Annotated in this window: 23 protein-coding genes and 1 pseudogene; 16 read left to right on the forward strand and 8 right to left on the reverse strand. The window is 61.7% G+C overall.

Features of this window, described 5'->3' with window-relative positions; all coding sequences use genetic code 11:
- Positions 1-350: 350 nt before the first annotated feature.
- On the reverse strand, positions 351-776 hold the full coding sequence (locus P0D87_RS06485) for a MerR family transcriptional regulator (protein WP_198143926.1): 426 nt from the start codon (positions 774-776) through the stop codon (positions 351-353).
- A 47-nt stretch (positions 777-823) separates the two neighbouring features.
- Here P0D87_RS06485 and P0D87_RS06490 point away from each other — a divergent pair, with 47 nt between their 5' ends.
- The 7 genes from P0D87_RS06490 (at position 824) to P0D87_RS06520 (ending at position 6,320) form a co-directional block, all read left to right on the forward strand.
- Positions 824-1,645: an oxidoreductase gene (locus tag P0D87_RS06490; RefSeq protein ID WP_082366988.1), complete on the forward strand. Its 822-nt coding sequence runs from the start codon at positions 824-826 to the stop codon at positions 1,643-1,645.
- Positions 1,646-2,403: 758 nt separating this feature from the next.
- Positions 2,404-2,928: a helix-turn-helix domain-containing protein gene (locus P0D87_RS06495; protein ID WP_029969363.1), complete on the forward strand. Its 525-nt coding sequence runs from the start codon at positions 2,404-2,406 to the stop codon at positions 2,926-2,928.
- Positions 2,929-3,047: 119 nt separating this feature from the next.
- On the forward strand, positions 3,048-3,926 hold the full coding sequence (locus P0D87_RS06500; RefSeq protein WP_321175725.1) for a PhzF family phenazine biosynthesis protein: 879 nt from the start codon (positions 3,048-3,050) through the stop codon (positions 3,924-3,926).
- Positions 3,923-4,441: a RidA family protein gene (locus P0D87_RS06505; RefSeq protein WP_035570103.1), complete on the forward strand. Its 519-nt coding sequence runs from the start codon at positions 3,923-3,925 to the stop codon at positions 4,439-4,441. The genes P0D87_RS06500 and P0D87_RS06505 overlap by 4 nt, the downstream gene beginning before the upstream one ends.
- 79 nt (positions 4,442-4,520) lie before the next feature.
- Positions 4,521-5,141, forward strand: a complete 621-nt coding sequence (locus P0D87_RS06510; protein ID WP_051153990.1) for a transporter substrate-binding domain-containing protein — start codon at positions 4,521-4,523, stop codon at positions 5,139-5,141.
- Between the two features lie 169 nt (positions 5,142-5,310).
- On the forward strand, positions 5,311-5,526 hold the full coding sequence (locus P0D87_RS06515; protein ID WP_269745258.1) for a cupin domain-containing protein: 216 nt from the start codon (positions 5,311-5,313) through the stop codon (positions 5,524-5,526).
- A 413-nt stretch (positions 5,527-5,939) separates the two neighbouring features.
- Positions 5,940-6,320 carry a hypothetical protein gene (locus P0D87_RS06520; protein ID WP_029969354.1) on the forward strand — a complete coding sequence of 127 codons (381 nt, stop codon included), beginning with the start codon at positions 5,940-5,942 and terminating at the stop codon, positions 6,318-6,320.
- Between the two features lie 310 nt (positions 6,321-6,630).
- Here P0D87_RS06520 and P0D87_RS06525 read toward each other — a convergent pair whose 3' ends face one another.
- From P0D87_RS06525 to P0D87_RS06535, 3 genes are all read right to left on the reverse strand, one after another.
- Entirely contained in the window at positions 6,631-7,650 is a 1,020-nt protein-coding gene (locus P0D87_RS06525) for an aldo/keto reductase (RefSeq protein ID WP_053858244.1), read from the reverse strand.
- Positions 7,651-7,731: 81 nt separating this feature from the next.
- A complete protein-coding gene (locus P0D87_RS06530; RefSeq protein ID WP_053858245.1) occupies positions 7,732-8,598 on the reverse strand; it encodes an NmrA family NAD(P)-binding protein in 867 nt (288 codons plus the stop codon).
- A 62-nt stretch (positions 8,599-8,660) separates the two neighbouring features.
- Positions 8,661-9,974 carry a serine hydrolase domain-containing protein gene (locus P0D87_RS06535; protein ID WP_171799855.1) on the reverse strand — a complete coding sequence of 438 codons (1,314 nt, stop codon included), beginning with the start codon at positions 9,972-9,974 and terminating at the stop codon, positions 8,661-8,663.
- 288 nt (positions 9,975-10,262) lie between these two features.
- On the opposite strand from P0D87_RS06535, the gene P0D87_RS06540 reads away from it, so the two are divergent.
- Both P0D87_RS06540 and P0D87_RS06545 read left to right on the forward strand, forming a co-directional pair.
- Positions 10,263-11,195 (forward strand): LysR family transcriptional regulator, encoded by a 933-nt coding sequence (locus tag P0D87_RS06540; RefSeq protein WP_029969346.1) that lies wholly within the window; start codon positions 10,263-10,265, stop codon positions 11,193-11,195.
- Positions 11,196-11,519: 324 nt separating this feature from the next.
- Entirely contained in the window at positions 11,520-11,840 is a 321-nt protein-coding gene (locus P0D87_RS06545) for a hypothetical protein (protein WP_053858247.1), read from the forward strand.
- 291 nt (positions 11,841-12,131) lie between these two features.
- Here P0D87_RS06545 and P0D87_RS06550 read toward each other — a convergent pair whose 3' ends face one another.
- Genes P0D87_RS06550 through P0D87_RS06560 form a run of 3 tightly spaced genes read right to left on the reverse strand, consistent with a single transcriptional unit; the run spans position 12,132 to position 16,236 of the window.
- Complete coding sequence (locus P0D87_RS06550; RefSeq protein ID WP_053858248.1) at positions 12,132-13,787, reverse strand: tannase/feruloyl esterase family alpha/beta hydrolase; 1,656 nt, start codon at positions 13,785-13,787, stop codon at positions 12,132-12,134.
- Between the two features lie 59 nt (positions 13,788-13,846).
- Positions 13,847-14,890 (reverse strand): hypothetical protein, encoded by a 1,044-nt coding sequence (locus P0D87_RS06555; protein WP_053858249.1) that lies wholly within the window; start codon positions 14,888-14,890, stop codon positions 13,847-13,849.
- A complete protein-coding gene (locus tag P0D87_RS06560; protein ID WP_408636766.1) occupies positions 14,887-16,236 on the reverse strand; it encodes an MFS transporter in 1,350 nt (449 codons plus the stop codon). The genes P0D87_RS06555 and P0D87_RS06560 overlap by 4 nt, the downstream gene beginning before the upstream one ends.
- A gap of 112 nt (positions 16,237-16,348) precedes the next feature.
- Between P0D87_RS06560 and P0D87_RS06565 the strand changes: the two genes are divergently transcribed.
- Positions 16,349-17,257 (forward strand): LysR family transcriptional regulator, encoded by a 909-nt coding sequence (locus tag P0D87_RS06565; protein WP_053858251.1) that lies wholly within the window; start codon positions 16,349-16,351, stop codon positions 17,255-17,257.
- Positions 17,258-17,429: 172 nt separating this feature from the next.
- A pseudogene (locus P0D87_RS06570) lies at positions 17,430-17,731 on the forward strand (AMP-binding enzyme); the annotation flags it as partial.
- Positions 17,732-17,824: 93 nt separating this feature from the next.
- Here the strand turns inward: P0D87_RS06570 and P0D87_RS06575 are convergent.
- Positions 17,825-18,700 (reverse strand): LysR family transcriptional regulator, encoded by an 876-nt coding sequence (locus P0D87_RS06575; protein WP_408636767.1) that lies wholly within the window; start codon positions 18,698-18,700, stop codon positions 17,825-17,827.
- A gap of 306 nt (positions 18,701-19,006) precedes the next feature.
- Here P0D87_RS06575 and P0D87_RS06580 point away from each other — a divergent pair, with 306 nt between their 5' ends.
- The 5 genes from P0D87_RS06580 (at position 19,007) to P0D87_RS06600 (ending at position 24,586) form a co-directional block, all read left to right on the forward strand.
- Positions 19,007-20,887 (forward strand): TRAP transporter large permease, encoded by a 1,881-nt coding sequence (locus P0D87_RS06580; protein WP_053858253.1) that lies wholly within the window; start codon positions 19,007-19,009, stop codon positions 20,885-20,887.
- Positions 20,888-20,995: 108 nt separating this feature from the next.
- Positions 20,996-22,075, forward strand: coding sequence for a TRAP transporter substrate-binding protein (locus tag P0D87_RS06585; protein WP_006048714.1), 1,080 nt, complete (start codon positions 20,996-20,998; stop codon positions 22,073-22,075).
- A 32-nt stretch (positions 22,076-22,107) separates the two neighbouring features.
- On the forward strand, positions 22,108-22,824 hold the full coding sequence (locus tag P0D87_RS06590) for an HpcH/HpaI aldolase family protein (protein WP_006048713.1): 717 nt from the start codon (positions 22,108-22,110) through the stop codon (positions 22,822-22,824).
- Positions 22,825-22,837: 13 nt separating this feature from the next.
- Complete coding sequence (locus P0D87_RS06595; protein WP_053858254.1) at positions 22,838-23,572, forward strand: dienelactone hydrolase family protein; 735 nt, start codon at positions 22,838-22,840, stop codon at positions 23,570-23,572.
- A gap of 27 nt (positions 23,573-23,599) precedes the next feature.
- Positions 23,600-24,586, forward strand: coding sequence for a D-2-hydroxyacid dehydrogenase family protein (locus tag P0D87_RS06600; protein WP_053858255.1), 987 nt, complete (start codon positions 23,600-23,602; stop codon positions 24,584-24,586).
- The last annotated feature ends 12 nt before the right edge of the window (positions 24,587-24,598 follow it).

The raw sequence follows: 24,598 nt of genomic DNA on the forward strand, positions 1-24,598 counted from the left end.
AGCTATCGAGCGGCCACGAAAAATAATCCGCTTTTTAGCGTTTCTTTAAGAATGCGGCATATGTGCGTCTAGCCGACATTCGTTCTGCATGGAGGGCCTGTGCTACCACTATGTTTCATTCTCACGTCAGCCAGCTTGTGTGACGGTAGTTAAATCAATATTTGTTGTCGTTTATAGACCGCAAAGTCGTGTGCTTATTCTGTCCGCGAGTTGATCTGTGATCCGAATGCGAAAATTCATGTACGAATGGTTCCGGACGCTTTCTCAACAGTCGAAACACCGGCTGTCCCGGCCGCTATCCCCGGATTAAATGCGCGCTGATTTCGTCGCGCTTAATGCAGTCACTCGTCTCAATGACCCGTTTCCGTCTTTGTCTCTAGGTATATTCGATCTTTTGCTCGGTATCGTCCCATTTTGTCGACGATGAAGGCTTCGACCTCTTGCAAAGAAGCGATCTTCTCCCGGATGACAACAAGCCTTGCGTCGAGGAACTCGATCGTTTGCTCCACGCTTGGAGGAGCATCCAGATAAGCCTTCAGAAGAGGCGCAATCTCTTTTAATGAAAAGCCCAGGCGTTGTGCGTCACGGATGTGCTCGATCGTGACAAGTATCGATGGGTCGTAGTCGCGATAGACGCGGCTCCCTGCGCTGCGTGCGGTCGAACGGAAGAGGCCCATCTTCTCGTAGTGGCGAATGCCATCCTTGGACAAGCCAGCAATTTTCGAAATCTCGCTTATGAGCATAACAATGGACTTGACTGTGGGGTTACTCGACACTTTATCCTAACCAGCGAAATTTTCATTCACACATTGGAGTGAACAGAGTGGGCCTTATCCAAAAACCCGTCGCTCTCGTTACCGGGGCCTCTTCCGGTATGGGGAACGACTTTGCACTGCGCCTGCTCGATGAAGGATATGTCGTATACGGCGCGGCGCGGCGTCTCGTGCGCATGGGCAACATCGAGGCCGCTGGAGGTATAGCGGTCTTGATGGACATTACCAATGATTCTGACCTGGTGGCATGCGTTGATCGAATCATTCGCGATCATGGCCGAATTGATGTACTCGTTAACAACGCCGGGTTTGGTGAGTACGGTGCGCTCGAAGACGTGCCGTTAGAAGTTGCACGCCGACAACTGGAAGTAAATTTGTTCGGTCCGGCACGGCTTACACAACTGTGCTTGCCATACATGCGGGAACGCCGCGCCGGCCGCATCATCAACGTTTCATCGATCGGTGGAAAGCTGGCGCTTCCTCTAGGTGGCTGGTATCACGCTTCGAAATTTGCCCTTGAAGGCTACTCAGACGCGTTGCGCAATGAGGTTCGCCCGTTTGGCATCGATGTCATTGTGATCGAACCGGGGGGTATAAAATCGGAATGGAGCACTATTGCCCTGGAATCAGCAAAGCGGCATTCGTCGGGAAATGCCTATTCCTCGCTTTCGAAAAAACTGTCGAACGCTCTGGCGAATCCAACTGGTCAACCTGGACCCGAAGTCATCACCGATCTTGTAGTTGCTGCGCTGAAGGCAAAGCGTCCAAAGGTACGCTATTCCGGTGGTCATATGGCAAAGTCGTTGTTGTTCTTGAAGTGGTGCCTTCCTGATCGTCTCTTTGATTGGCTGATCATGTCCGCGCTTAAATAAAGACCTGGGAAATTTTACTGGCAGAACGAAGCTTGCGCGTCAAACTACGGCGGTCAAGGCCATGGTTTGCGGTCGCGATTAATTTTTAGAGCCGCAGATTACCCAGACACTGTCTGGAAAATCTCCGCCTCCGGCCGCAATATCCCTGCTTTCAGACGCCTCGACAATACTCAAAGTGCCCTGGCTGCGGCATGTGCATGGCCGACGCCACGAAACCTGGGCATTTGCTCAACGATGGCAGGCGCGTCTCCGACAACAACCGAGTCGAATCGGTGCCCGCCCTCCATGTTCAACGAGAGAGACCAATCTCCCTCATGGACGGACAGGTTAGCTGTCGGATGCCGGAATTAAAGTACACGTATCATGCGGCAGCGAAGACGGACATCGTTCTCCTTGAGGTGCCACCATGCTGAGATCATTCGACCAGATTTGTCAGCCCGCCGACAAACGTGTGCTCGTCGCTGCTGACGACGGGCACGCGGCGCTAACCGGCGGTGGCACGTATGCGATGCCATGGCACTGGCACGATTGCCTCATGTTCATCCTGCCCAGCCACGGCGCAGTCGAACTTTGCCACGAGGACCAGCGCGCGGGTACGTGGCTGTCGGAGGATCGTTTCGCCGTGGTTCCGTCTGGGCGTGCTCATCAAACGCGCGCGGGATGCGCTACCCATACGCATCTTGCGGTCTACGTGACGGGAGACGCGCTGCGCAAGCTTGATACCAAAGTCGGCTCGCTCGGGCTAATTCCGCCGGCGCATGCGCACACCCATCCTCGCGCGTCAAACCTCAGCCATTCGCGCCTTACAGGACCTCTCGCTGCGCAACGATCTGAGCGACTATGGCAACGCAGCCGTTCGCCAGGCTCTGTCATCGGCCTTGCTGATGCAGTGCATCGGCGAGATCGTCACCGGCAAGACGATGTCGGGCACCTCGCCGCGTGAACATGGCATGGCGCTGGTCGCCGATCTCGAGGCGTTTGTCACTCGCCATGCCGATCAGGCCATCCCGCTCGATACGCTGGAAGGACGCTTCGGCATTTCACGCCGCCACATCACGCGCTTGTTCCGTGAAGGCACCGGCATGTCGATCGGCGAGTTCCAGCAACGCACGCGCTACGAGAATGCCTGCCGGCTGCTCGCCGAAACGGATCTGCCCATAGGCGAAGTTGCGTTTCGCGTTGGGTCCGAAAGCGGCGCGGCGCTCGCGCGTGCGGTGCGACGCATTGGTGGCCATTCACCTTCGGCTCTGCGCACTACCATGGCCCGTTCGGTCAAGAAGTAAGGCCCATAGGGCCGCGCGCCACCGCGCCGATCTCCGTAATCTGACCGGATGGAAACAGATTCCCGGTCAGACGGGTTTGAACGGTCATGCAAGAACGTCACATCGTCGAACTCGTAAGCGTGTTCGCCGCCGGTCCCGGCGGCGGCAACCCGGCGCCCATCGTGGCCGACGCCGCCGGCATGTCCGACACGCAAATGCAGGCAGTGGCCCGGCGCTACGGTCATGAAAGCGGCTTCGTATTGCCGGCGCCCGCCGGTTCCGGCTGCGACTACGAGTTTCGCTTCCGGGTCCCCAACCACGAAATGTCGATGTGTGGCCACGCCACCATCGGCGCAGCGTGGCTGCTCCACCCGACCGGCCGCTTGCAGCGCAACCGGCTCGTCGTCCTGACGCGCAGCGGTCGCGTGTCGATCCGTATCACGGGGCGGGCGGGCGACGGCACCGTGGTCGAGATATCCCAGCCCGCTGGCCGTATCGAACCCTTGCCGGACACGCCAACCCTGCGCGACGACATCCTCGACGTGTTGGGCATCGACGCCGCGCAGCTTGCGCCGCTGCCAATCCAAAACGCCAGCACGAGCCGGGTCAAGACCCTGATTCCGCTTGCCAGTCCCGCGCATGTCGACGCCCTTCGGCCGCGCTTCGAGAGAATCGAGGCGCTGTGCGAGCAGCTCGGCTCGACCGGGCTCTATACGTACGCCACGTTCGACGCAGACCGTCAGATCTTCGACGCCCGGCAATTCCCGCGTGCCTCGGGTTATCCGGAAGATCCGGCCACCGGAATCACGGCCTCCGCGCTGTCGTTCGGCCTCCTCGCCAATGGCATGGTCGAACCGTCCGCGCGCCTCATTACGATTCGCCAGGGACGCGCAATGCAGCGTCCGTCGCAGATATCCGTGCGCTTCAATCACGAGACAGGTTCCACACGCGAGCGTCTGGACGGCTGCTGGCTCGCCGGCACAGTCCGGTTCGAAACACACCTTGGCGCGGCGTCATGACGACCCGGTTGCTGGCGCGGATTGCGCAACTTGGCCTGACTTTGCCACCCGTGCCATCAGCACGAGGTGCATACGTGGGCGCGGTCGTCCACGACGATGTTGTGTACGTCAGCGGCCAGGTCAGCCGTGTCGGCGACGCGATCATCGCCGGTCCGGTCAGTGCCGACACGCGGCCCGATGTCTTGCGGCACGCAGCGCGCACCTGCGTGTTGCGTGCGCTGAGCGCGCTCGTCGCGACGCTGCCGCATGCGACGGCGATCGACCGCATTCTTTTTTTGCGCGGCTTCGTCAATGCCGTACCCGACTTCGCGAATCACAGTCAGATCCTGGACCATGCCTCAGCCCTTCTCCACGACATCTTCGATGAAAGCGGCCGGCATGCGCGCTCGGCACTCGGCGTCGCCAGTTTGCCGGGGAACGGCCTGCTCGAAATCGAACTGGTGGTCGCGCTCGCGCCAGGGTTTCGCATGGGCCGGCCAAAACGCGCTGGCCCCCGTCACGAGAACGGACGCTGACGCTGCACCCGTTCACCAAGGCACCGGACCGGCCTCGACGCGCTGGCCCGGCACGATCACCCAGCGTATAGGAAGCACCATGAACCGCCGTCAACTGTTGCAACTCGGCGTCGCAGTCGGGCCCGCCATGCTGCTGTCCCGTTCCGTGCAGGCAGCCGACGCCGAACTGGTCGTCGGCTCCAACGTTGGCGCTCCGCCATTCGCATTCAAGCAGGGCGACACCTATTCCGGCTTCGACGTGGAAGTGTGGGATGAAGTCGCGAAAGGCCTGAACCGCACGTGGCGCCTGCAGCCCATGGAGTTCGGCGCGCTGATCCCCGCACTCCAGACACATAACATCGACGTGATCGTGTCGCAGCTTTTCATCAAGCCGGAGCGCCGGCAGGTCATCGATTTCTCCGATCCGTACTACAAGAGCGGACTGATCGCGCTCACGCGTATCGACAATACGACGATCTACTCGGCGGGCGACCTCGCCAGCAAACATCTCGGCACCGAAACTGGTACGGTCGCCGTGGGCTACATCAAGGAGCACATCAAGGACGCCACACTGGAACAACTGCCGAGCATCAACAACGCACTTCTCGCGCTGGAAGGTAACACCAGACGGAACCATCAGCCGCGCGAACCGCGCGAAGACGAACTAGCCGCGAGCTCGCACAAACTCTTTTCCTCACCGACCGACCATCGAATTTTTTGATTTGAAAGGCAGATTGATATGAGCACGACGACTGAAAATCTTGCATCTATGGACGGCAAGTTTTGTCTTTCCCGAGCAGATGAACCGTTCGAAGCAGACCCGTTCCGCGACTGGCTGATCGCGCGACTTTGGTCTGGTCGAAGCGACCAACGGCGCCTACGGCGGTCAGATCACCCGCGCGAAAGAGCTCGGTCGTACCACCGGCCCGCACTGGCACCCGATGACGTTCCAGATGATTTACGTGCTGAAGGGCTGGGTCAAGTTCTGGTACGAACGTGAAGGCGAATTAATGCTCAAGGCCGGCGACTTCGTGTATCACCCGCCGCGTGCGGCGCACGACCTCCTGGAATACAGAACGGACTGCGCGCAGATGGCCCCCCCTTGATACCGACATACGCCGCTTTTTCACAGCCTCCGGGCTTCGTCCACTGCGCCAACGAGTTTTCGAAACCGGTAGGCGCAGGCATCGTACTTTTCCTTCATGGCTAACTACGCGGGTCTGATACGCCGAAAGCCGGTGCACGCGCTGAAAAACGAAGAGTGCAATGCCTGGACGCTAAAGACCTGTCGTCCATAGCCGATATTCAGTCACCGCGCGACCGTAGAACGTGGGTAAGTCCGGGCAAGTATGCCGACCCTACCGCAAGCCTTTGACCCGGACTTTCCGCCAGCCTCGCTTCCCCAAACTGGAAACTATCAATGCGTCTCGTCCCGATTTCAGCCATCTGCGTCGTCCTTCTTTCAGCGTGTGCGGGGGCTCCGACCACGAATCCACTACCTGCCGACCGCGGACACGAAGTGGGCACGGTGCTCACTGCCGGTGTAAGCGATCTGCAGATCGATGCAGGATCGTTCGACATTTCTGCCGAAGCGAAGCAGGAAGTCGTCGGGGCTTTCCGTGCCGAGTTGACGAAGATCGGCGTGCCCGTCGCTGCGTCCGGTGCGCCGGTCGTTCTTCACGTCACGGAATTCAAGACGCGGCCCGCCGCGGCACGAATCATGTTTGGTGCACTGTCCGGCAGCGACCACATCAAGGGAACGGTGACGGTCGCTGGAGCCACGTTTGAGGTGGCCGACACAGGCGTCACCATGATGGGCGGCCTGGGTGTCGTCGCGAGAAACGTAGGCAAGCAAACGGCAGATGGCGTAGGACAACTCGCCGGTGTGGCCACCCGATAGCAGGCGGAACATTCGCGCGCGGTCAGCGCATCCGCAGACCGCGTATAACCGTTGAAGACACGATGAGAAGGAAGCCGTCACCGGACATAAGGCATGCGCAAACCGAATCGTCGGTCGACGCGGCGATGCTTCGACGGGCGCTCGCTCTGGGGAACGTCCCGGCAGTCCTCATGAGGCCGCAGTCGCCCCCTTCCGGTCGGCCAGCCGCGGACTTCGAGCGGCGGCTATTCGAGGATGAACTGCCGCACACGGCCACAGGCACTCCCCATTCAACCGCCTCGCGCAGGCAAGATTCCGGACGCCCCGCCGCTCATCCGCAGATGCGGTCCCGGTCATGCAAGCGTTGCATCCAGTAGGGAAAGGGAACCGACGGCTCAGATACTTTGTCGAGCCGCGCACACTGTTCGGCGGTTAATGCGAGATTCTGTGCGTCGAGGTTGGCTGCGAGTTGCTCGCACGTGCGGGCTCCGACGATGACAGAAGTGATCTGCTCGCGCGCTAGCAACCAGCCCAATGAGACTTGAGCCGGCGTGGCCGCCAGTTCGTCGGCGACTTCACGCAATACTGCGAGGATCGGCTCCGCCCTGACTAGATCGACCGGCGGAAAGTCGAGTTTCGCACGCCGCCCGGCAGCTTCGCCATTCTGCGAGTACTTGCCGCTCAGGTAGCCACCTGCGAGCGGACTCCAGACCAGAAGCCCGATTTTGTTTGACGCGGCAACCGGCATGATTTCGTGTTCGATATCGCGGCTCGTCAGCGAATAGTGCACCTGATTGCTCACGACATGAGCCCGATCGGTACGGGACGTTATGCCGACGGCTCGCTCGAGATCGGCTGCACTGAAATTGCACACGCCAATGTGACGGACCTTGCCTTGGGTGACGAGATCGTCCAGCACACGAAGCGTCTCGTCGAGCGGAACGAGCGCGTCACGGTCATGCAACTGGAACAGGTCGATGTGATCGCGACCGAGTCTCTTCAGGCTTGTCTCGACCGAGCGCATGATGTGCGAGCGGCCCAATCCCACTTCGTTGTGGCCCGTGCCGGTGCGTAACCGAACCTTGGTCGCGACGAGCATTCGATCTTCGTCCAGCCCCAGCGCTTTCAGCACATGACCCACGACCTCCTCTGAGCGACCCTGCGAGTAGGCGTCCGCCGTGTCGATCAGATTGACGCCGCGCTCCACGGCCATCGCGACGAGCCGGGCGGCCTGATCGCTGTTCAAGCCGGCAATATTGCCCCAGATGCCCGAGCCGGCACCGAAAGTCATTGCGCCCAGGCTCAGCCGTGAAACGCGTAGACCAGTTCTGCCAAGCGTGCTGTATTCCATCGTGTATTCCTTGTTTGAACGAAAAGCTGATGCATCGGTAGAGCAAGGCCCTGAGTCCACGCGCCGCGCTATCGGCTCTGGTCAGGTTCGACGCGACACAAGCTCGCCCAGAACGGTCTCCAGTTCGACGTGGCCGCGCAAGATTCCATCGGAACTGTTTTCGAAATCGATCCAGCCTTCGTTGAAGCCGTCCAGCATGCGCATGCGCGGTAGAGGATGCTTCATGCCCTGCGTGCGGAACAGCGCTTCCCACGTCTGCCTTTCGACGACTTCCGCACGTACCTGACGACGCAACACGCCGGCGAAAGCCGCTGCGAGATCGTTAGGACTCACCCGGCGTGGACCTTCAAGCTCGACGACGCGCACCCCGCGCCACGTCTGCTGCAGCAGTTCGGCAGCAACGCGGCCCACGTCCGCGGTGGCGACCATCGGCACCGGCTTGTCGAGCGGCTGCAGGTAACTGGCGATGACGCCATCGTCGCTTGCAGACGCAACATCCCATGCGGCGTTCTCCATGAACCAGCCAGGCCGAAGGAAGGTCACGGGCATCGGCATCTCGCGCAGCGCCTGTTCCATCAGCGTGCGTTGAGTGAGCAGGTTGACTTCGTCGGCCTGTGCGCCGATCGTCGAGAGGCAAACGACCTTGTCGGGCCGTGCCTTCAGTAGTGCTGCGGACACAGCGTCAATCACTGTGCGCGCTTCCGGAAACCCGGGCTCCGGATCGAACTCCGAAGGCGGCAGGATGAAAACGCCCGTCGCGCCTTCGAACGCGGCGGCGAGCGACGAAGCGTCTTCCATGAAAGCCGTCGCGATCTCGCAACCTCGCTCTGCCCACGCCTGTGCCCGCGTCGCATCGCGCACGACTGCGCGCACCGGCTGACCAGCAGCCAGAAGTTCGCGGGCCAGTGCGCCGCCCACCTTGCCGGTGATTCCTGTGATTGCATACATTGCTCGTTCTCCTGTGTGGATATATCGGGTGACGCAGCGTCGACGTGCCGACGGCCAATCGCTCACGCGCGACGCAAACCGTCGTAAAACGCCTGCTCGAACTGTCCGTAGAGGTTCACTACGCGCGCATCGTAGAAGGGCAGCATCTGCGTAAAGAGTGATCCGGCGACACGCTTGACCGGATCCACCCAGAAGTAGGTGTTCAACAATCCGGCCCAACTCACGCTGCCTGCGCTTCGTCCGTGGGGTCCTTGCTCTGTATTGATGTCGAACGACAGCCCCCACTTGTGCGCGGCGCCCGGAAACTGATCGAAGCTGTTCGACCACGACGGCTGCGCCGTCCTCATTTCCGTGACCTGCAGATCGCCAATGTGATTGCGGAACATCGTCGCGACGGTGTCGCCGCGTAGCACGCGTTCGCCGCGATATGTGCCGCCGTTCAACAGCATCTGCAGGAACGCCATGTAGTCGCGCGGCGTGCTGAAGAGCCCGCCTCCGCCCATGAAAAATTCGGGGCGCTGATTGATCTCGAACGGCTCGGGCGCGAGTGAGCCGTCCGCCTGACGCCTGTGCATGGTGGCGACGCGCTGCTTCTGCTTGCTGCCGATGAGAAAGCCCGTGTTGCGCATGCCCAGCGGATCGAAGATGTGCTCGCGGAAGTAGACTTCCAGCGACTGATCGGTCACGGCCTCGACCAGTTTGCCGACCCAGTCCATGCTGATGCCGTACTCCCAGCGCTCGCCCGGCTCGAACTCCAGCGGCGCCGCGAATGCACCGTTCATCGAATAGCCGATGTCCGGCATGCCCGTTACCTTCTCGTACCGGCTAAGCTCGTCGCTCCAGATGCTGTACGTGAAGCCGGAGGTATGCGTGAGGAGATGGCGCACCGTGATCGCCTTGCGCGCAGGACGCAGCCTGGGCTGCCCGGAGACGTCGAATCCATCGAGGATTTGAGGCGACTTCAACTGCGGCAGGATGTCGCCCGCGGGTTGATCCAGCCGCAGTCGGCCCTGTTCGATGAGCTGCATGCACGCGGTTGCGGTAATCGCCTTTGTCATCGACAGGAGCCAGAAGACTGTGTCAGGACTAATGGCCTCGCCAGTGCGGGCGTTCGCCCGGCCACACGCTCCCTCGTAAACCAGTCCGCGGTCGGTTGCGCCCATGGCGACAACAGCGGCAACCGTGCCGTCGTCCACCGCCCGTTGCAGGCATTGATCGATCGAACTGTAGGCCGGGTGATGCGCCAGCGCGGCGTCGCCACTCGCGCGCTGCGATACTGCCCGCGCGTCGCGGCTCGCGACGCCACCAAGTGTCGCGAGAGCCAGCAGGCTCGACGCTCCCTTCAGAAGACGGCGACGATCTGTTTGAACTGCCATTTTTCGTTTCTTCCCGAATGAGTGAATGAAGCGCGGCATCGCAGTGCATCAGTGATTGGCGAAAAACGCGCGCTGTGAGCGGTTCCCGTTGAGGCGTCCAGCGGATGTCTCGGTGAGACGTATTCTGGACAAGCACCAAACAAAACAAAATGACATGGATGTCATCAGATAAGTGACAATGAGTCACCTATTTGGCATGATCAACGGAGACTCCGAACTGCTGCGCGGCGCAGCGTTCGCTTTCACCTGGTCGATCGCGCTGCGCCACGCGCATTAACTCGAGTAACCATGAGATCCAGTAGCGAGAAGCTTTCCGGCAGCATTAGCGTGTTCGCCGCCGTAGTGGATGCGGGAACGTTTGTGGCCGCTTCGGAGGTGATAGGAATGACGCCGCCGGGCGTCAGCCGGGCGATTGCGCGGCTGGAAAAAAGGTTGAACATCCGGCTCTTCAGCCGGACAACGCGCTCCGTCTCCCTGACTGAAGAGGGCCGCCGCTTTTACGAGCAGGTCATGCCCCATCTCGCCGGATTGGAAGAAGCAGCGGCCGCTGCGGCAGGTGGCGCGTCCGCTGTGCGTGGAAAGCTGAGAATCAATCTGGATCCTGTCGTCTACCGGACCATTCTCGGGCAACAACTCGATGCGTTCATGGACGCACACCCCGAACTCGAAATCGAGTTCATCGCGCGAGACAGTCTTGGCGACCTCGTCATGGACGGCTTCGACCTCGCCGTGCGATTCGGCGAACCCAAAGCGTCTACCCTGATCGCGAGAAAGCTGCTCGACACCCGCATCGTGACGGTCGCGGCGCCCTCGTACATTGCTCGCTGGGGACGGCCGTCAAGACCCGAGGACCTCAAAGGCCGAAGCCACCGATGCCTTGAATTTCGCAACCCGGAGACAGGCAAGCCGTTCCAGTGGGAATTTCATCGCAAGCGAAAACGCATTGTGGTCGACACTCAGGGACGACTCACGGTCAACGACCCGGGCGCTTTGCTCAACGCATGTCTCGCCGGTTCCGGAATTGCGCAGATGTTGCTGCTCGGCGCCGAGCCCCTGATTGCCGACGGCCGGTTAATCAATCTCTTTCCCGAATGGGTAGACGAACGGTATCCGTTATACGTCTACTACGCATCCCGGCACCACGTGCCGGCAAAGACCCGCGCTTTTCTTGACTTCGTGATCGAGCTGACGCGCAATCACGCGCGCCTCGGCACGCGCTAGCGCCGTTGCGGGGTACATCGGCACGAATGTCTATAGCCGGACCTCGTCAAAACCTGGCAGCGCCCCGTCCGTTGAGCAGGTCATGCGGGAGTTCGGCAGTCTCTATGACGCGTATGACGCAGTCGGGCACGTGCCGAAGCTCGCCCCGAGCGCTCTGCAAACAGGCATGCAGAAAGGAAGTCTGGTCCTGGGGCATTCACCGTTGTCTGTCGCCACGGACAGACGTTCCACCGCGCGGCGTCCGGCACGTGGATTGCTGCATACGTAATAAGAATGCGGCCGACGGCTGCATCCCTATTCTCTCTGACTAAGGAGGCAGAAATCATGAGCAAGGCAACGAGCGCGTTACTCGCGGCTGTCGCCGCACTCACGCTGTCCGGCGGCGCCTACGCCCAGGCCGCCGGTGGCTCCAGCGGTAACGGTTCGACAGGCAGCACGGCTAGCCCCGCAAACCAGGTGAATAGTGCAACGGGCGGCTACGGCACACCGGGCACCACCAATTCGGACAGCGGCATGTCGGGGCATCCCAATTCGGGGCTGCCGAGCAGCGTCAATAGCGATTCGACTTCCGGCGCTACCGCACCCGTGGGTGGCAACAACACCTTGGCGACGCCGAGTGTGAAGTCGCCGACATCGGGTAAGTAGAAGCAATTTAGTTGACTATCGGTGGCGATGAAGCCACCGTCGGGACCCGCTGTCGCGGTCTGGCACGAAATGAGACTGTTGCCCGCGCGACAGCGGGCAGCACCGTGCCTCCCGGCGCGCATGGCGGCAATATCGATAACTGGCGCATCGGCGCTGGATCCACCATGTATTACTGCACCTTCGGGGCCGTGATCGACACCAAAATTCCGACTCGTTCCACGATATGCTGTGAGCGACCGCCTGGCGCCGATCGTGGGCGCCGTCCTGCAGGCGGCGTAAAGCAATTGCGCGTCAGGAGCTAGCGCACTGGAAGCTCGCGGCCACATTGATATCTCCGCCAATGTACTTTGGCCATAGCGGATAACGGCAAAGCGGCCTCGTTCTACCGAGCGTTGCGGCGTTCAGATCGCTCATCGAGAGGGTTTCGGGCGCCTTGCCGGTCTCTACCCATTGATCGAGTGCGGAAAGGGAATCGACGGCCGGATGAAACGGTCCCGTGCCGTGGCCTACGCCCGGCATCAGGTAGAAGCGTACCAACCCATCCACCGTGCTCTGTCCGAAGCGCTGCACAAGTCCATTGTAGTAATCCGTGCTCGAGTCAGTGCTGACAATCTCGTCTGCAAGACCGTGCGTCATGATCAGCTTGCCGCCTTTCGCGACATAGGCGCTCAAGTCGGTGCTGGTCGCGTCCGTGAGCGCCGACACGGTTTGCACTCGCGACTGGTACGTACCGGGATTCAGCGGGTCGAATGTCAATGAATCGAAAGTCGGCACGCGCGTGACGAAGTACTTGACCCACTGGTCGCCCGTTACCCATTGGTTAGCGTCCTTCTTCCCCGCTGGGTTTGCAGGGACTCTGGACTCGCCGAGATCGCGTGTGGTATTTGGCCCGGCGAAGACTGAACCGGCGAGAATGTTGTAGCCGGCATAACGCGTCACGCCGTTCGCAAGCGGATAAGGCAATTGCAGCGGCGCTGCAATGGTCTGCACGGTCGCGATCTGCGCGTCAGACAGACAGGTATCGCCCGAGTCCGCGCCGCTCGGGCAGCGCAGCGATGCCAGCACCGTGGCCGACTGTGCCTTGCACGCCGCCACGTTCGCGATGACGCCGTCGGCAACGCCGTCGAGCGCATCGCATGCGGTCATGACTGCGTTCTGCAGCAACACCGTTTTCGCCACGTCGAGCCAACCCGCACCGCCATTCAGATAAAGCGCCCGGCCGAGCACGACATTGCTCAGGCGAAGCCCCGTATAGTTGAGCGCGGGACGGTTCACCACAATGCCGTCGTAGTCCTGCGGCCAGCGCTGCGCTTCGCTCAGACCATCGCGTCCACCCGTCGAACTGCCGAAGAAATAGACCTTGCCGGGCGCGCTCGCATAGCGCTTCCTGATCAGCACCATGGCGACGTCGTGTGTCTTCTTGAGGCTCAAGCCGCCGTAGTTCGCAAGCGACTCGTCGTTGGCGGCAAACTTGCCGTCCGTAATGCTCGAGCTCTGATGCCCCGAGTCGTCGCCGAAGGTCACATAGCCGTTTGCGAGCGGCGTGGATGTGCCGGTCGGGGCCATGTCGAGCGGATCGACACCGGTGATCAGCGTGCCGTCGAAACCGCCGCCGCCATAATGCAGCGCCTTGTGATTCCACCTGGTCGGGAGGTTGACCTGGAATTTGATGGAAGGCGCAGTCGGGTCGACCGGGGCGATTGCACCGTTCACCTGGCAGTATTCGCCGCTCGTTTCGACTAGCGTCGCGCTGGTAATCGTCGCGCCGCTGGTCGGTTCAGCAATCGAGGACGCAGGAATCGACAGCCCGCTCAACGCGCTGCATTGCGTGGCCGCGGTGGGCGCAGGCGTGGAACCGCCTGGATTCTCGCTGGTCGGTCCATTGCCGCCGCATCCGCTGATGCAAAAGGTGAAGGCGAGCGCCCACGCGAGCGATCTTCTGATCATCTTCGTCTCCTGAAACGATTGGCTGGTTATGTTGTTGCTATGCGTCCGCGCCGCTATCGCTATTCGAGCGCGCGGCCCTCATGCACGACGCCGGTGTCGATAAGCCGTGCGGTCGTGCCGAAGAGCGCCTGCACACCCGCCTGCGACACGAACATCGCGTCACCGCTGTGCGCCGCGCCCGCCACCTCGACCAGTTGATGACGCAGTTGCGGATGCCGTCTGCACAGATACGCGAAATAGGCGCGGCCCCTTGCGAGTCGATGCGGGCCCTGCATCATGGCCTCGCATGAGCGGTCGAGAGCCTGATGAGCCGGATCGTTGTCGTGCGTGCCAAGCAGGTAAGTTACGTCGCGATCGACATAACGGTATTCGAGCTGTTGTACATCCAGTCCCTTTGCATAGCGCGGCAACCCTTCCGTGCCGTACTTCCATGCGTTGAACCCGGTGCAGGCCGCGCGCGCGTCCGCGTTCGATCCGTCTGTACAGTGCGGACGCCAAGCGTCGAAGTACACATACGACGACGGATTCGCAATGACATAACGCACGTTCACTCCCGCCGCCCTGCATCGCGCGGCGGCGTCGCTGAGTATCGCGTGACGATGCGCGACCTGTGCCCCGCCGGAATGCCCGGCAATGACGATCTCGCGCACCTTCGGGTAAGTGCCGTCACGCACGTAGTGTTCGATCAGCGCGTCGAGTACATCGAAAGAGCTCAGCGGCGCTGGCCCGATTGCATCGAGACCGCCCATCCACGAGGTCCATTCCCAGTGCAGACAGTTGGCCGGCAACGAATGATGCTGGACATCGGCCGTCGCCAGAAACTGGGGTACGGCGAGGATCACGCTGTCGGGCTCGACACTCGACGACGCCAGCGCGCACTGCGTGGATTGCAGATATGCGTCCGCATCGCGAAGTCTTCCGTGCAGCATTACGACCACTCGAGTCACCTCGGTGGGGCGCGCACTGCCGCCCTTGAAAAGCGGCACGGCCGCCTCACCGCGCGCGTTCGACACGATCAACCGTTCGCTGGCCACCACCTGCACGGGCACTTCGTTGCGTGACCGTGCATCGCTGTCCATTACAAGATTCATCGCGCCGCTCATTGACCGTCGGCCAGCCAGAGATCAGGCTTGCGAACGAGGCGCCGCCCCGAGGCCGTCAGTCCAACGAGCAGCAGCGAAATGACGCCTGCGCAGATCAGATACCATGCCGGGACCAACCGCGAGCCAGTAACGTCGATCAACGTCGAAACCGTGAGGGGCGCAAGACCGCCGAACAGCGTGACTGCCACGTTGTAAGAGAGCGCAACGCCTGTCGAGCGCGTCGAGGTCGGAAAGAGTTGCGTGAGCATGCCGGGGTGCGCACCTGACATGAGGCTCAGCACGACAGTCGCAATCATTTGCGCGGTGAACACACGTTCAGCGGACGGCGCGGCGAGTACCCATGCAAAGAGCGGATAGGCAACGCACACCCACGCTATCGTGACCGGGAAAAACAGACGATATGCGCCGAAACGGTCGGCAAGACGCCCCGCCAGCGGATAGCCGACAATCCCGATCAGGCCGGACATGGCCGTGCCGAACAACGCATTTTTCAGCGGCAAATGCAGCTGGTGCTCGACATACAGCGGCATGTACGAATGCCACAGGTAGTTCGTTGCGGCTCCAACGATGATGACACCCATCGCGCACAGCGCCGCATCGCCGCGCTCACGAATGAACGTGCGAAGCGACTGACGCGGTGCGTGTCCGAGCCGCTCGCGCAGCTGAAGAAATTCCGGCGACTCACCTACTTTGTGCCGGATATAGAAGCCCACCGGACCGACGAGCGCGCCGAGCAGGAACGGCACGCGCCAGCCCCACGACACCAGCGATTCGTGCGAGAGCCGCGTGGTGAAGAGCAGCGAGCAGAGCGATGAGAGCAGGAGCGCGACGGCCTGCGATGTCATTTGAAAACTGCCGAAGAACATCTTGCGCCGAGGCGGCGCATATTCCGTGAGCATTGCGGCTGCGGTTGCGAACTCTCCACCCACCGACAACCCCTGCAGAATGCGCGCGACAATCACAATGAGCGGCGCAGCAATCCCGATAGTCGCGTAGCTGGGTGTGAGGCCCATCATCAGCGTACTCAGCGCCATTAGAAGAATCAGCAGCGACAGGGTCTTGCGGCGCCCGTAACGATCGGCGCACGCGCCGATAACAATGCCGCCGAGCGGCCGCACCAGGAAGCCGATTGCAAACGTGGCGAGCGTCAATGTGATCGACACAAAGCTGTTATTCGCAGGAAAGAACACCTCTGCAATGACCTTGGCGAAATACCCATAGATGAGAAAGTCGAGCCACTCAAGGCCATTGCCGATGACTGAAGCAAGCACCGCACGGCGCATCTGTGAACGGCTCAGCGGCGGCGCGGCCGCAGCGGGCGTGACCGCTTGCATAACGGTTTGCATGTGTCTCCTTTTGTTTTCGGCTGCCTGCGAATAAAGAGTACGTGCGTAAGTCACCAATGTAAAATACATATGAGACGCGGTTGCCATATCCAGAACATATAGCAGGCTAGCCATGGAACTGAGACATTTGCGCTACTTCCTCGCGGTCGCCGAAGAAGGCCAGTTCACGCGCGCCGCCGCCCGGCTGCACATTCAGCAACCTCCGCTGTCGCAGCAGATCCAGGAACTCGAACAGGAACTCGGCTTCGCGCTTTTCGTGCGGCAGCCGCGCGGCGTCGCGCTGACGGCGGCAGGTGAAACGTTCGCAGCACGCGCCCGTTCCGTGCTGCTCGAACTGGACAATGCGGTCATTCAGGCGCGCCGCGTTGCGCAAGGGCACATAGGCACCGTGCGCGTCGCGCTCACGAGTTCGGCCGCGTTCCACCCTCTGACGCCCACCGCCATACGTAATTTCCGTGAGCTGTACCCTGAGGTCGCAATCGACATGACGGAGGTCAACGCGGCGGACATCATTGAAATGATGGTAGACGACCGCGCGGATGCTGCGATTCTGCGCAAACCGGTTCACACGCCCGCAGGTCTTCGGTTCGAACTGCTGGCTGAAGAACGGATGTTGCTGGTGCTGCCCGTAGGACATCGGCTCATAAGCAGCCGCGCAATAGCGCTTCAGAAGCTTGCCAACGAGTCATTCATTTTCGTGCGTCGGCCTGGCGCCCCCGGCATGTACGCGGATTTTATTAGCGCCTGTCAGTCAAAGGGTTTCGAGCCGCACGTGGTCGAGGAAGTGCCGCGCATGGTAACGGCCATCAACCTCGTCGCGGCGGGCGGCGGTATCTCGCTCGTTCCCGCGTCGATGCATCGCTACCATCAGGAAAGCGTGCGCTACTGTCGCGTGGCGGGCGATCGTGCTTTTCGCGCACCACTGCATCTCGTTACGCGTGATGACTCGCAAAGCGCGGTGGCTTCCCACTTTCGCAAGACGCTGCTCGCTTTTGTGCATCGGCATCCGAGCCGCGAGTGAGTGTTGGGCTGGCGAGGTTTGATGGGAGGGGCGACCAGTGCTGCTGTTTCATGCGGCGTGTCCTGTCCTGTATAACAACGTACGCATGTCACTACGGGGCGTGGACTGTTTCGGGAACGTGTTGCCATCAGGTCCAAGTCCGTTGTCGCGGGCCACACGCGAATACACACCAAGCGCCGGTTATCGCATCGGTCCGGGACCGATCGAGGACTGCCTGCTCCGCCATCCGGCGGTGCGGGCCGCCGCCGTGGTCGGCGCGCGCGACGCCGGGCGTACGGAAATCGTTTGCGCCTTCGTGGTGCTCAAGGACGGCTTCGCGCCTGGCGATACGTTCGTGCGTGAGCTGCAGGCGCATGTCAGAACGGCGCTCGCGCACACGAATATCCGCGCAAAGTACTCTTTGTCGCCGCGCTGCCGCTGACGGCAACCGGCAAGGTCGTCCGCCGCGCGCTGCGCGATTCGCTCGCCGGCTGACGAGCGCGCGATACCGCCAGCGTCCCTTTTCCGGCTAATACTGTGCGATCGCCTGGGCCGCGCACGCCTGGCCGGAATGCATCGGCCGAGAGATCAGAAGAGCTCGTGATGCGCGATCAACTCACGAATCAGATCGACCAGCCTTTTGATTCCCGGCCCAAACTCACTCGCCTGGTAGCAGATCGAGACGCTATGCGCCGGGACCTCCGGCGCAACCACAAGCTGCCGCACCCGATGCGCGTCGACTTCCGACTGGATGATGCGCACCGGCACCAAGGCCACGCCCAGTCCTTTGACAACCGCCTGAACCGTCACCGGCAGGCTATTGCAAGTGCTCACTCGCTCCGGCGTCACGCGCGCATCGGCGAACCATTTGAGAACCGTCTCATGCAGCCTTGCCGTCGGCGGGCTGATGAGCAGATGCAGGGAAGCGAGGTCCGATGGCGACAGCACCTCGCGCGTGACTGGGAAACCTGCATGCGCAAACCACCCGAAACGGTTCTTGCCGATCACCTCCTGTTTCACATGTCCGGGCACATGTGCCTCCGACACGATCGCCACGTCCAACTGCTCTGCCGCAAGCATCTGGCTAACCGCGCCGGTATCGCCGACGAAGATGGACGTCCGCACCGCAGGATAATGACGCTCGATGCGCTCGATCAGATCGGTCGCCGACACCAGCGCGAAGCTTTCATTCATTCCGAGCCGCAGCAAGCCTCGCAGCGGATCGCGCGTGCGAAAGCGCTCGACGAGTTCACTCGCGCTGCCCAGCGTTCTATCGGCCAATTCGATCAGCGCGTGCCCCTCGGCGGTCAGCCGGATCCTCGGTCCCTGTCGCACGAACAACTGCACGTTTAGCGCCGATTCGAGTTCCTTCACGCGCGCTGAAATGCTGGGCTGCGCAAGGTGCAGGTCCTCCGCAGCCGCATTAAAACTGCCGAGACGCACCACCCGCTCAAACGCGCGCAATTGATCCAGCGTTACGTTCATTCCAGTACCCCGCGCTCGGCGTCGATAGAAAATTTGGATCGCTAGACCGCAAAACAATCAGTTTTTCCTTGCGAAGGATAGCGCTTAACATCGCCTTCACGAAACTGGGAAAACCCGGCACCGCAGCTCACCGAGGCCAAACGTCTCACGTGCGCCGCGCAGACTGAGTAAAAAAATACGGAGACGACGCATGGACATCATCAACGCATCGGACCCTGCGTGCGCGGTCCGCAATCTTGCGCTGCGAGGCGGCGCCCGCCGCGCGATGTGGTGCGGAGGTGCACGATGCAGCCGGTGAACTCGACCGCGCACGGCCCACTTTCGGGCCCCACCCGTGCTGATCTGCCTGCGTGGATCCGCTCCACGGATCGCATCGTCATCACAGTGCTGAATCTGATGCTGATAGCGCAGGTGTTTCTGATCTTCGTCGCGACGCTCTCGCGCTCGGTGTTTCATTCGTCGGCGCTCATGGGCGTCGACGAGCTATCACCGCTCTTTCTCGTGACCGCCGCGTTTCTCGGCGGCGCTGTTGCCTACAGCCGCGGCCAGTTCCTGTCGATCCGCCTTTTCGTGGACCGTCTGCCGAGGCGCTGGCAGGACATTTGCGATGGCGCATCGGAATGGATCGTGATCATCGTCTCTCTGCTGATCGGCGGCTTCTCGATTCCCCTCCTGATCTCGAACGCGGACGAATCGACCGTGCTGCTCGGAATTCCCTACGCGTGGAGCACTCTGCCGATCACCTTCGGATCGGCACTCTTCGTGATCCATGCGGCGCTTGCGAATTTGAAGCGGCCGACCTTCGCAAAGCTAGCCTCGTTCGCACTGGTGTGGCTGCCGGTGCTCCTTTTCATGTTGTGCAAGACGTGGCTCGGTCTTCATGCGCCCGTGCTGTACTTGCTGCTGACCGCGCTCTTTCTCGGCTTGATCGTGATCGGGGTGCCGGTGGGATTCGTGCTCGCGGTGATCGGCGTCGTCTGCGTGCAGGCAATTGGCTCGGCCGATATGATGTCCGCCGTCGCCAACGCTCAGCGCGGCTCGGGCGGCTTCATCTATCTCGCGCTGCCGTTCTTCATCCTGGCGGGATTCATCATGGACCGCGCGGATGTGGGACTGCGCATCGTCGATTTCGTCGGCAGCCTGATCGGACACAAGAAGGGCGGCCTCTTCCAGGTGATGATCATCGGCGTGTACATCTCGTCGTGCATATCGGGCTCGAAAGCCGCCGACATGGCAATGGTCGGCCTGCCGATGAACCGCAAGCTGCAACACCACGGCTACGCCGCCGAAGAACGCGCGGCGCTGCTTGCCTCGTCGGCAGCGATGTCGGAGTCTGTGCCGCCTTCTATTGCGTTGATTCTGATGGGCTCGGCCACGTCGATCTCGACCGGCGCGCTGTTCGTCGCCGGTCTGATACCAGCCGCGACGCTCGCGATCTGCCTGATGATTCTGGTGCGCGTGCGTGCGACGTTCGCCGGCTGGATGCCGACCCCGCGCGCGAGCCGCGCCGAAGTGCGCGCCTCGGCGAGGCGCGCCGCGCTGCCGCTGCTGATGCCCGTGATCCTGATCGGCGGCATCGCGGGCGGGCTCGGCACGCCGACCGAAGTGTCGACTTTCGCGGTGCTGTACGCGCTCGCGCTCGGCCTTCTGAACCGCAAGATCGGCGCGCGCAGCTTCTGGCAAACACTGACACAGGCGACGCTGCTCAACGGCATGATCTTTTTCACCGTGAGCGCGGCCACCATTTTCTCGTGGGCGCTCACCCTCGAAGGCGTGACTACCGCGATTGCCAATATGGTCGCGAGCTTCGGCGCGGCGACCTTTCTGCCCGCCGTGGTGGTCATCACGGTATTGCTCGGCTCGCTGCTCGAAAGCTTCGTGACCATCATCATCATCGCGCCGCTGTTGCTGCCGGTGGCTATCCAGTTGGGCATCAATCCACTGCATTACGGCATCGTGATGGCGGAGGCGTTCGGCATCGGCGTGATCCTGCCGCCAATCGGCATCGCGCTATATGTCGCGTGCGCGATTTGCGGTGCACAGGTGGAACGCGCAATCCGGCCGATGCTCTGGTATCTGCTGGTGCTCTTCGCCGGCCTCGTGATCGTTGTGTATGTGCCGGGACTCACCGAATTTCTGCCGCATGCGCTGGGCTTCAAGACGTAAACCTTCATAAACCTGACACTCAATCCCACGAAAACCGGATATGGGTCACTCGCATAACAGCGCGCCGCCAAACGGAGCGGCCCCACCAGCCTGGAGGAGACACAACAGATGAAACCGATCAACATCGTCACACATGGGGCAGCGGATAGTTCGGAGCCGGCTGGCGCCGCGCTGGACGAACATGGCCGCGCCCGCCGCGCGGTGATGCATGCGGCGGCCGGCACGGCGCTCGGCGCCGCCTTCGGGCCGCTCGCGAGTTTGCATGCGCACGCGCAGGGCGCGCCGAAGCGTCTGCGCGTTGCGCATACGGCACCGACCGAGCACGGTTGGCACGTATGGTCCGTCGCGTTCAAGGAGTCGCTTGAAAAGCGCAGCAAGGGTGCCATGCTCGTGCAGATCTATCCGAATGCGCAGATGGGCACGGAGCGCGACATTGGCCAGGCGGTGCGTAATGGCGCGCTGGAAGTCGGCGTGATCGGCGTGGGGCTCACGAACTGGGTGCCGGAAGTGTCGATCACCGATGCGCCCTATCTGTGGAAAAGCCGCGACCAGGCGTACCGCGCGTTCGCCGGCGCATTCGGCGACGATCTGCGAGCCAGGTGCCGCGAAAAGGGCTTCGGGCTTATCGGCTGGACGGATCTGGGTTTTCGCTGCATCACTAACAGCAAGCGGCAGATCCAGTCGGTAAACGACATGCAGGGGTTGAAGATGCGCGTGCCGATCTCCAAGGCCTACATCGCGATGGTGCAGGCGATGGGCGCAACCACTGCGGCAGTCGATCTGAGCGAACTGTACCTCGCGTTGCGCCAAGGCGTTGCCGACGGCCAGGAGACGCCGCCCACAGTGGTCAAGTCGAACAAGTACTACGAAGTACAGAAGTACGTCGCGAAAAGCGATCACGTGCTAACCACCGGCTATTCAGTGACCAGCACGAAGTATTTCGATGGGCTTACCGCCACCGAAAAGCAGACTTTCATGGCCGCCGCGAACGATGCCGACAACGTGCTGCGCACCCACACGCAGAAGGAAGAGGTCGACGCATACCAGTTCCTCGGCAAGCATGGCATGCAGGTGAACCTCAGCGTGGACGTCGAATCGTTTCGCAAGGTCTGCCTGCCGCTCGTCGACAAGATGCCCGACCAGTTTCCACCACACCTTGTAAAAATCGCGCGCGCGACGCCTGTCTGAGTGCTCATTTCCTAACAACGGATTCCTGAAAAATGAACCATGTAAAGCACGCGGCGGCAACCGGACAGCCAATTCGAGGCATCCATCTGACCTTTGCTGCGCCCGCCGTCATCGAAGTCGCGAGCGCGGCCGACCTGCAGTTCATCTACATCGATGGCGAGCACGGCGCGTTTGACTGGCGCGATGTCGAGGCAGCCTGCATTGCCGCCGAACGTCACGGTATGACGCCGATCGCGCGGGTACCCGACATTTCCGTCGCGACCATCACGCGATTTCTCGATCGCGGCGTGCGCGGCATCGTTGCACCGCACATCGAGACGGTCGAGCAAGCGCAGCGCGTGATCAGCGCAACCTATTTCGCGCCGCTGGGCGCGCGTTCTTTTGGCGCGGGGCGGCCCGAATACGGCCAGCGAATCGCGAATCGCACCGCGTATATGCAGCAGTGCAACGAAAGCGCATCGGTGTGTCTGATGATCGAAAGTGCGCAGGGCATCGAGATTGCGGGCGAGCTCGCGGCGCTCGAGGGCGTCGACTATTTGAGCTTCGGGCTGCTCGATCTCGCGCAGGATCTCGGCTATCCAGGGCAGTCGGATCACGCCCAGGTAAAGGCGGCCGTCGCCGACGCGGACCGGCGCATCGCGGCGGTCGGCAAGCGCACGCGAGAGAGCTTCATGAAATATGCATGGATCAACGAGGTGCTGATGGCCGGTATGCACCAGTTGCTCGGCCAGAAAGCGCCGGCGCGATAGCCAGGGAGTGGAGATGATCGAGAAAGAAGTCGCAATTCCGACGAAGTACGGGACGCAGCCTGCGTTCGCCGTCTGTCCGTCCGAGCCGGGCATGTATGCACCGGTGATCCTGTTCATGGATGCGCCGGGCATTCGCGAGGAGCTGCGCAACATGGCGCGGCGCATTGCGCGTGCTGGCTATTACTGTCTGCTGCCGGATCTGTACTACCGGCTCGGCACGCTGCGCTTCGACGTACCGCGCCGCAACGAGGCGATGTCGGTACTGATACGCGGCGCGATGGCAAGCCTGTCGAACGCTGATGTGCTCGACGACACGTACGGCATGGTCGGCTTTCTGGATGCGCAGGAGCAGGCGGCGCCCGGCCCTGTCGGCGCAATCGGCCATTGCATGAGCGGGCCGTTCGTCGTCAATGCCGCCGCGCGTCTGCCCCGCATGGCGGCGGTCGCGGCGCTTTATGGGGTGAACATGGTGACCGACAAACCCGATTCGCCGCATCTTCTCGCGGACAACATTCAGGGCGAGGTTTACGCCGCGTTCGCCGAGATCGATCCGGCCGTACCCGCTAATGTCGTGCCCACGTTTCGCGATGCAATGGAAAAAGCCAATGTCGCGGCGCGCGTCGACGTGGTGCCGGGCACGCATCACGGCTTCTGCTTTGCCGCGCGCAACGACTACCACCCGCACGCCGCCGAAGCCGTCTGGGAGGACATCATGGCGATGTTCATGCGCCGGCTTCATGGCCAATGAGTGCATCGCTCTGTCAGGAATCATCCAATGAACGCCGTAGATACCGATAACACCCGCTGCCGCGTCGCGATTCTCGACGACTGGCAGGATGCCGCGCGTAGCTGCGCGGACTGGACCCGACTCGAAGCGCGCGCGTCGCTGGCATTTTTTGGCGAACCCTTCGCAAGCGAAGATGAAGCGGCCGACCGGCTCGCGCCGTTCGACGTGATTCTCGCGATGCGCGAGCGCACCGCATTTCCTGCCTCGCTGATCGAACGGCTGCCGAAGCTGCGCATGTTCAACCTGTCCGGCATGCGCGCGGCGCTCGTCGACATGGCGTTCATGCAATCGCGCGCCATCACCGTGTGCCTGACCGAAGGCGGCCCAGGCGTCGAATCGACCGCCGACCTCACGCTCGCGCTGATGCTGTCGGCTGTGCGGGATTTGCAGGCGGCTTCCGGTGCGGTGCGCGAGGGCAGATTTCAGCGCGGCACGCGGCCCGGCGTCGCGCTCGCGGGCAAGACACTCGGACTCGTCGGCTTGGGAAAGATCGGCGCGCGCGTGGCGGGCTACGGCCGGGCGCTTGGCATGCGTGTCATTGCGTGGAGCCCGAACCTGACGGCCGCGCGCGCTGCCGATGCGGGCGTCGAATACGCCGCCAAGGAGACACTCTTCTCTACCGCCGATGTCGTCAGCGTTCACCTCGTGCTCTCAGCGCGTACCGCCGGCGTGGTCGGCCGCAATGATATTGCGCGGATGAAGGACGGCGCGACGCTCGTCAATACGTCACGCGCGCGGCTCGTAGACGAAGCAGCACTGATCGATGCGGTGCGCGAGGGCCACATTGTCGCCGCGCTCGACGTATTCGATCAGGAACCGCTGCCGCGCACGCACGCGCTCGTCGCCGCGCGTCACGCGGTGCTCACGCCGCATCTAGGGTACAGCACGCGCGACGTGTACGAAGTGTTCTATCGGCAGCAAGTGGAAAACACGCTCGCCTTTCTCGACGGCAAGCCGATCCGCACACTCGCGTAACGCATGGAGCCT

This window comes from Paraburkholderia sp. RL17-368-BIF-A, from assembly GCF_046054045.1.
Taxonomy (GTDB): domain Bacteria; phylum Pseudomonadota; class Gammaproteobacteria; order Burkholderiales; family Burkholderiaceae; genus Paraburkholderia; species Paraburkholderia graminis.

Bases quoted from the DNA above. Each gene is read 5' to 3' on its own strand.
- P0D87_RS06580 (WP_053858253.1), top strand. From the start codon at position 19,007: ATGCAGCCGGTGAACTCGACCGCGCACGGCCCACTTTCGGGCCCCACC.
- P0D87_RS06495 (WP_029969363.1), top strand. From the start codon at position 2,404: ATGCGCACACCCATCCTCGCGCGTCAAACCTCAGCCATTCGCGCCTTA.
- P0D87_RS06550 (WP_053858248.1), bottom strand. From the start codon at position 13,787: ATGATCAGAAGATCGCTCGCGTGGGCGCTCGCCTTCACCTTTTGCATC.
- P0D87_RS06530 (WP_053858245.1), bottom strand. From the start codon at position 8,598: ATGTATGCAATCACAGGAATCACCGGCAAGGTGGGCGGCGCACTGGCC.
- P0D87_RS06590 (WP_006048713.1), top strand. From the start codon at position 22,108: ATGAACCATGTAAAGCACGCGGCGGCAACCGGACAGCCAATTCGAGGC.
- P0D87_RS06505 (WP_035570103.1), top strand. From the start codon at position 3,923: ATGACGACCCGGTTGCTGGCGCGGATTGCGCAACTTGGCCTGACTTTG.
- P0D87_RS06595 (WP_053858254.1), top strand. From the start codon at position 22,838: ATGATCGAGAAAGAAGTCGCAATTCCGACGAAGTACGGGACGCAGCCT.
- P0D87_RS06535 (WP_171799855.1), bottom strand. From the start codon at position 9,974: ATGGCAGTTCAAACAGATCGTCGCCGTCTTCTGAAGGGAGCGTCGAGC.
- P0D87_RS06545 (WP_053858247.1), top strand. From the start codon at position 11,520: ATGAGCAAGGCAACGAGCGCGTTACTCGCGGCTGTCGCCGCACTCACG.
- P0D87_RS06525 (WP_053858244.1), bottom strand. From the start codon at position 7,650: ATGGAATACAGCACGCTTGGCAGAACTGGTCTACGCGTTTCACGGCTG.
- P0D87_RS06540 (WP_029969346.1), top strand. From the start codon at position 10,263: ATGAGATCCAGTAGCGAGAAGCTTTCCGGCAGCATTAGCGTGTTCGCC.
- P0D87_RS06555 (WP_053858249.1), bottom strand. From the start codon at position 14,890: ATGAGCGGCGCGATGAATCTTGTAATGGACAGCGATGCACGGTCACGC.
- P0D87_RS06510 (WP_051153990.1), top strand. From the start codon at position 4,521: ATGAACCGCCGTCAACTGTTGCAACTCGGCGTCGCAGTCGGGCCCGCC.
- P0D87_RS06560 (WP_408636766.1), bottom strand. From the start codon at position 16,236: ATGCAAACCGTTATGCAAGCGGTCACGCCCGCTGCGGCCGCGCCGCCG.
- P0D87_RS06585 (WP_006048714.1), top strand. From the start codon at position 20,996: ATGAAACCGATCAACATCGTCACACATGGGGCAGCGGATAGTTCGGAG.
- P0D87_RS06600 (WP_053858255.1), top strand. From the start codon at position 23,600: ATGAACGCCGTAGATACCGATAACACCCGCTGCCGCGTCGCGATTCTC.
- P0D87_RS06565 (WP_053858251.1), top strand. From the start codon at position 16,349: ATGGAACTGAGACATTTGCGCTACTTCCTCGCGGTCGCCGAAGAAGGC.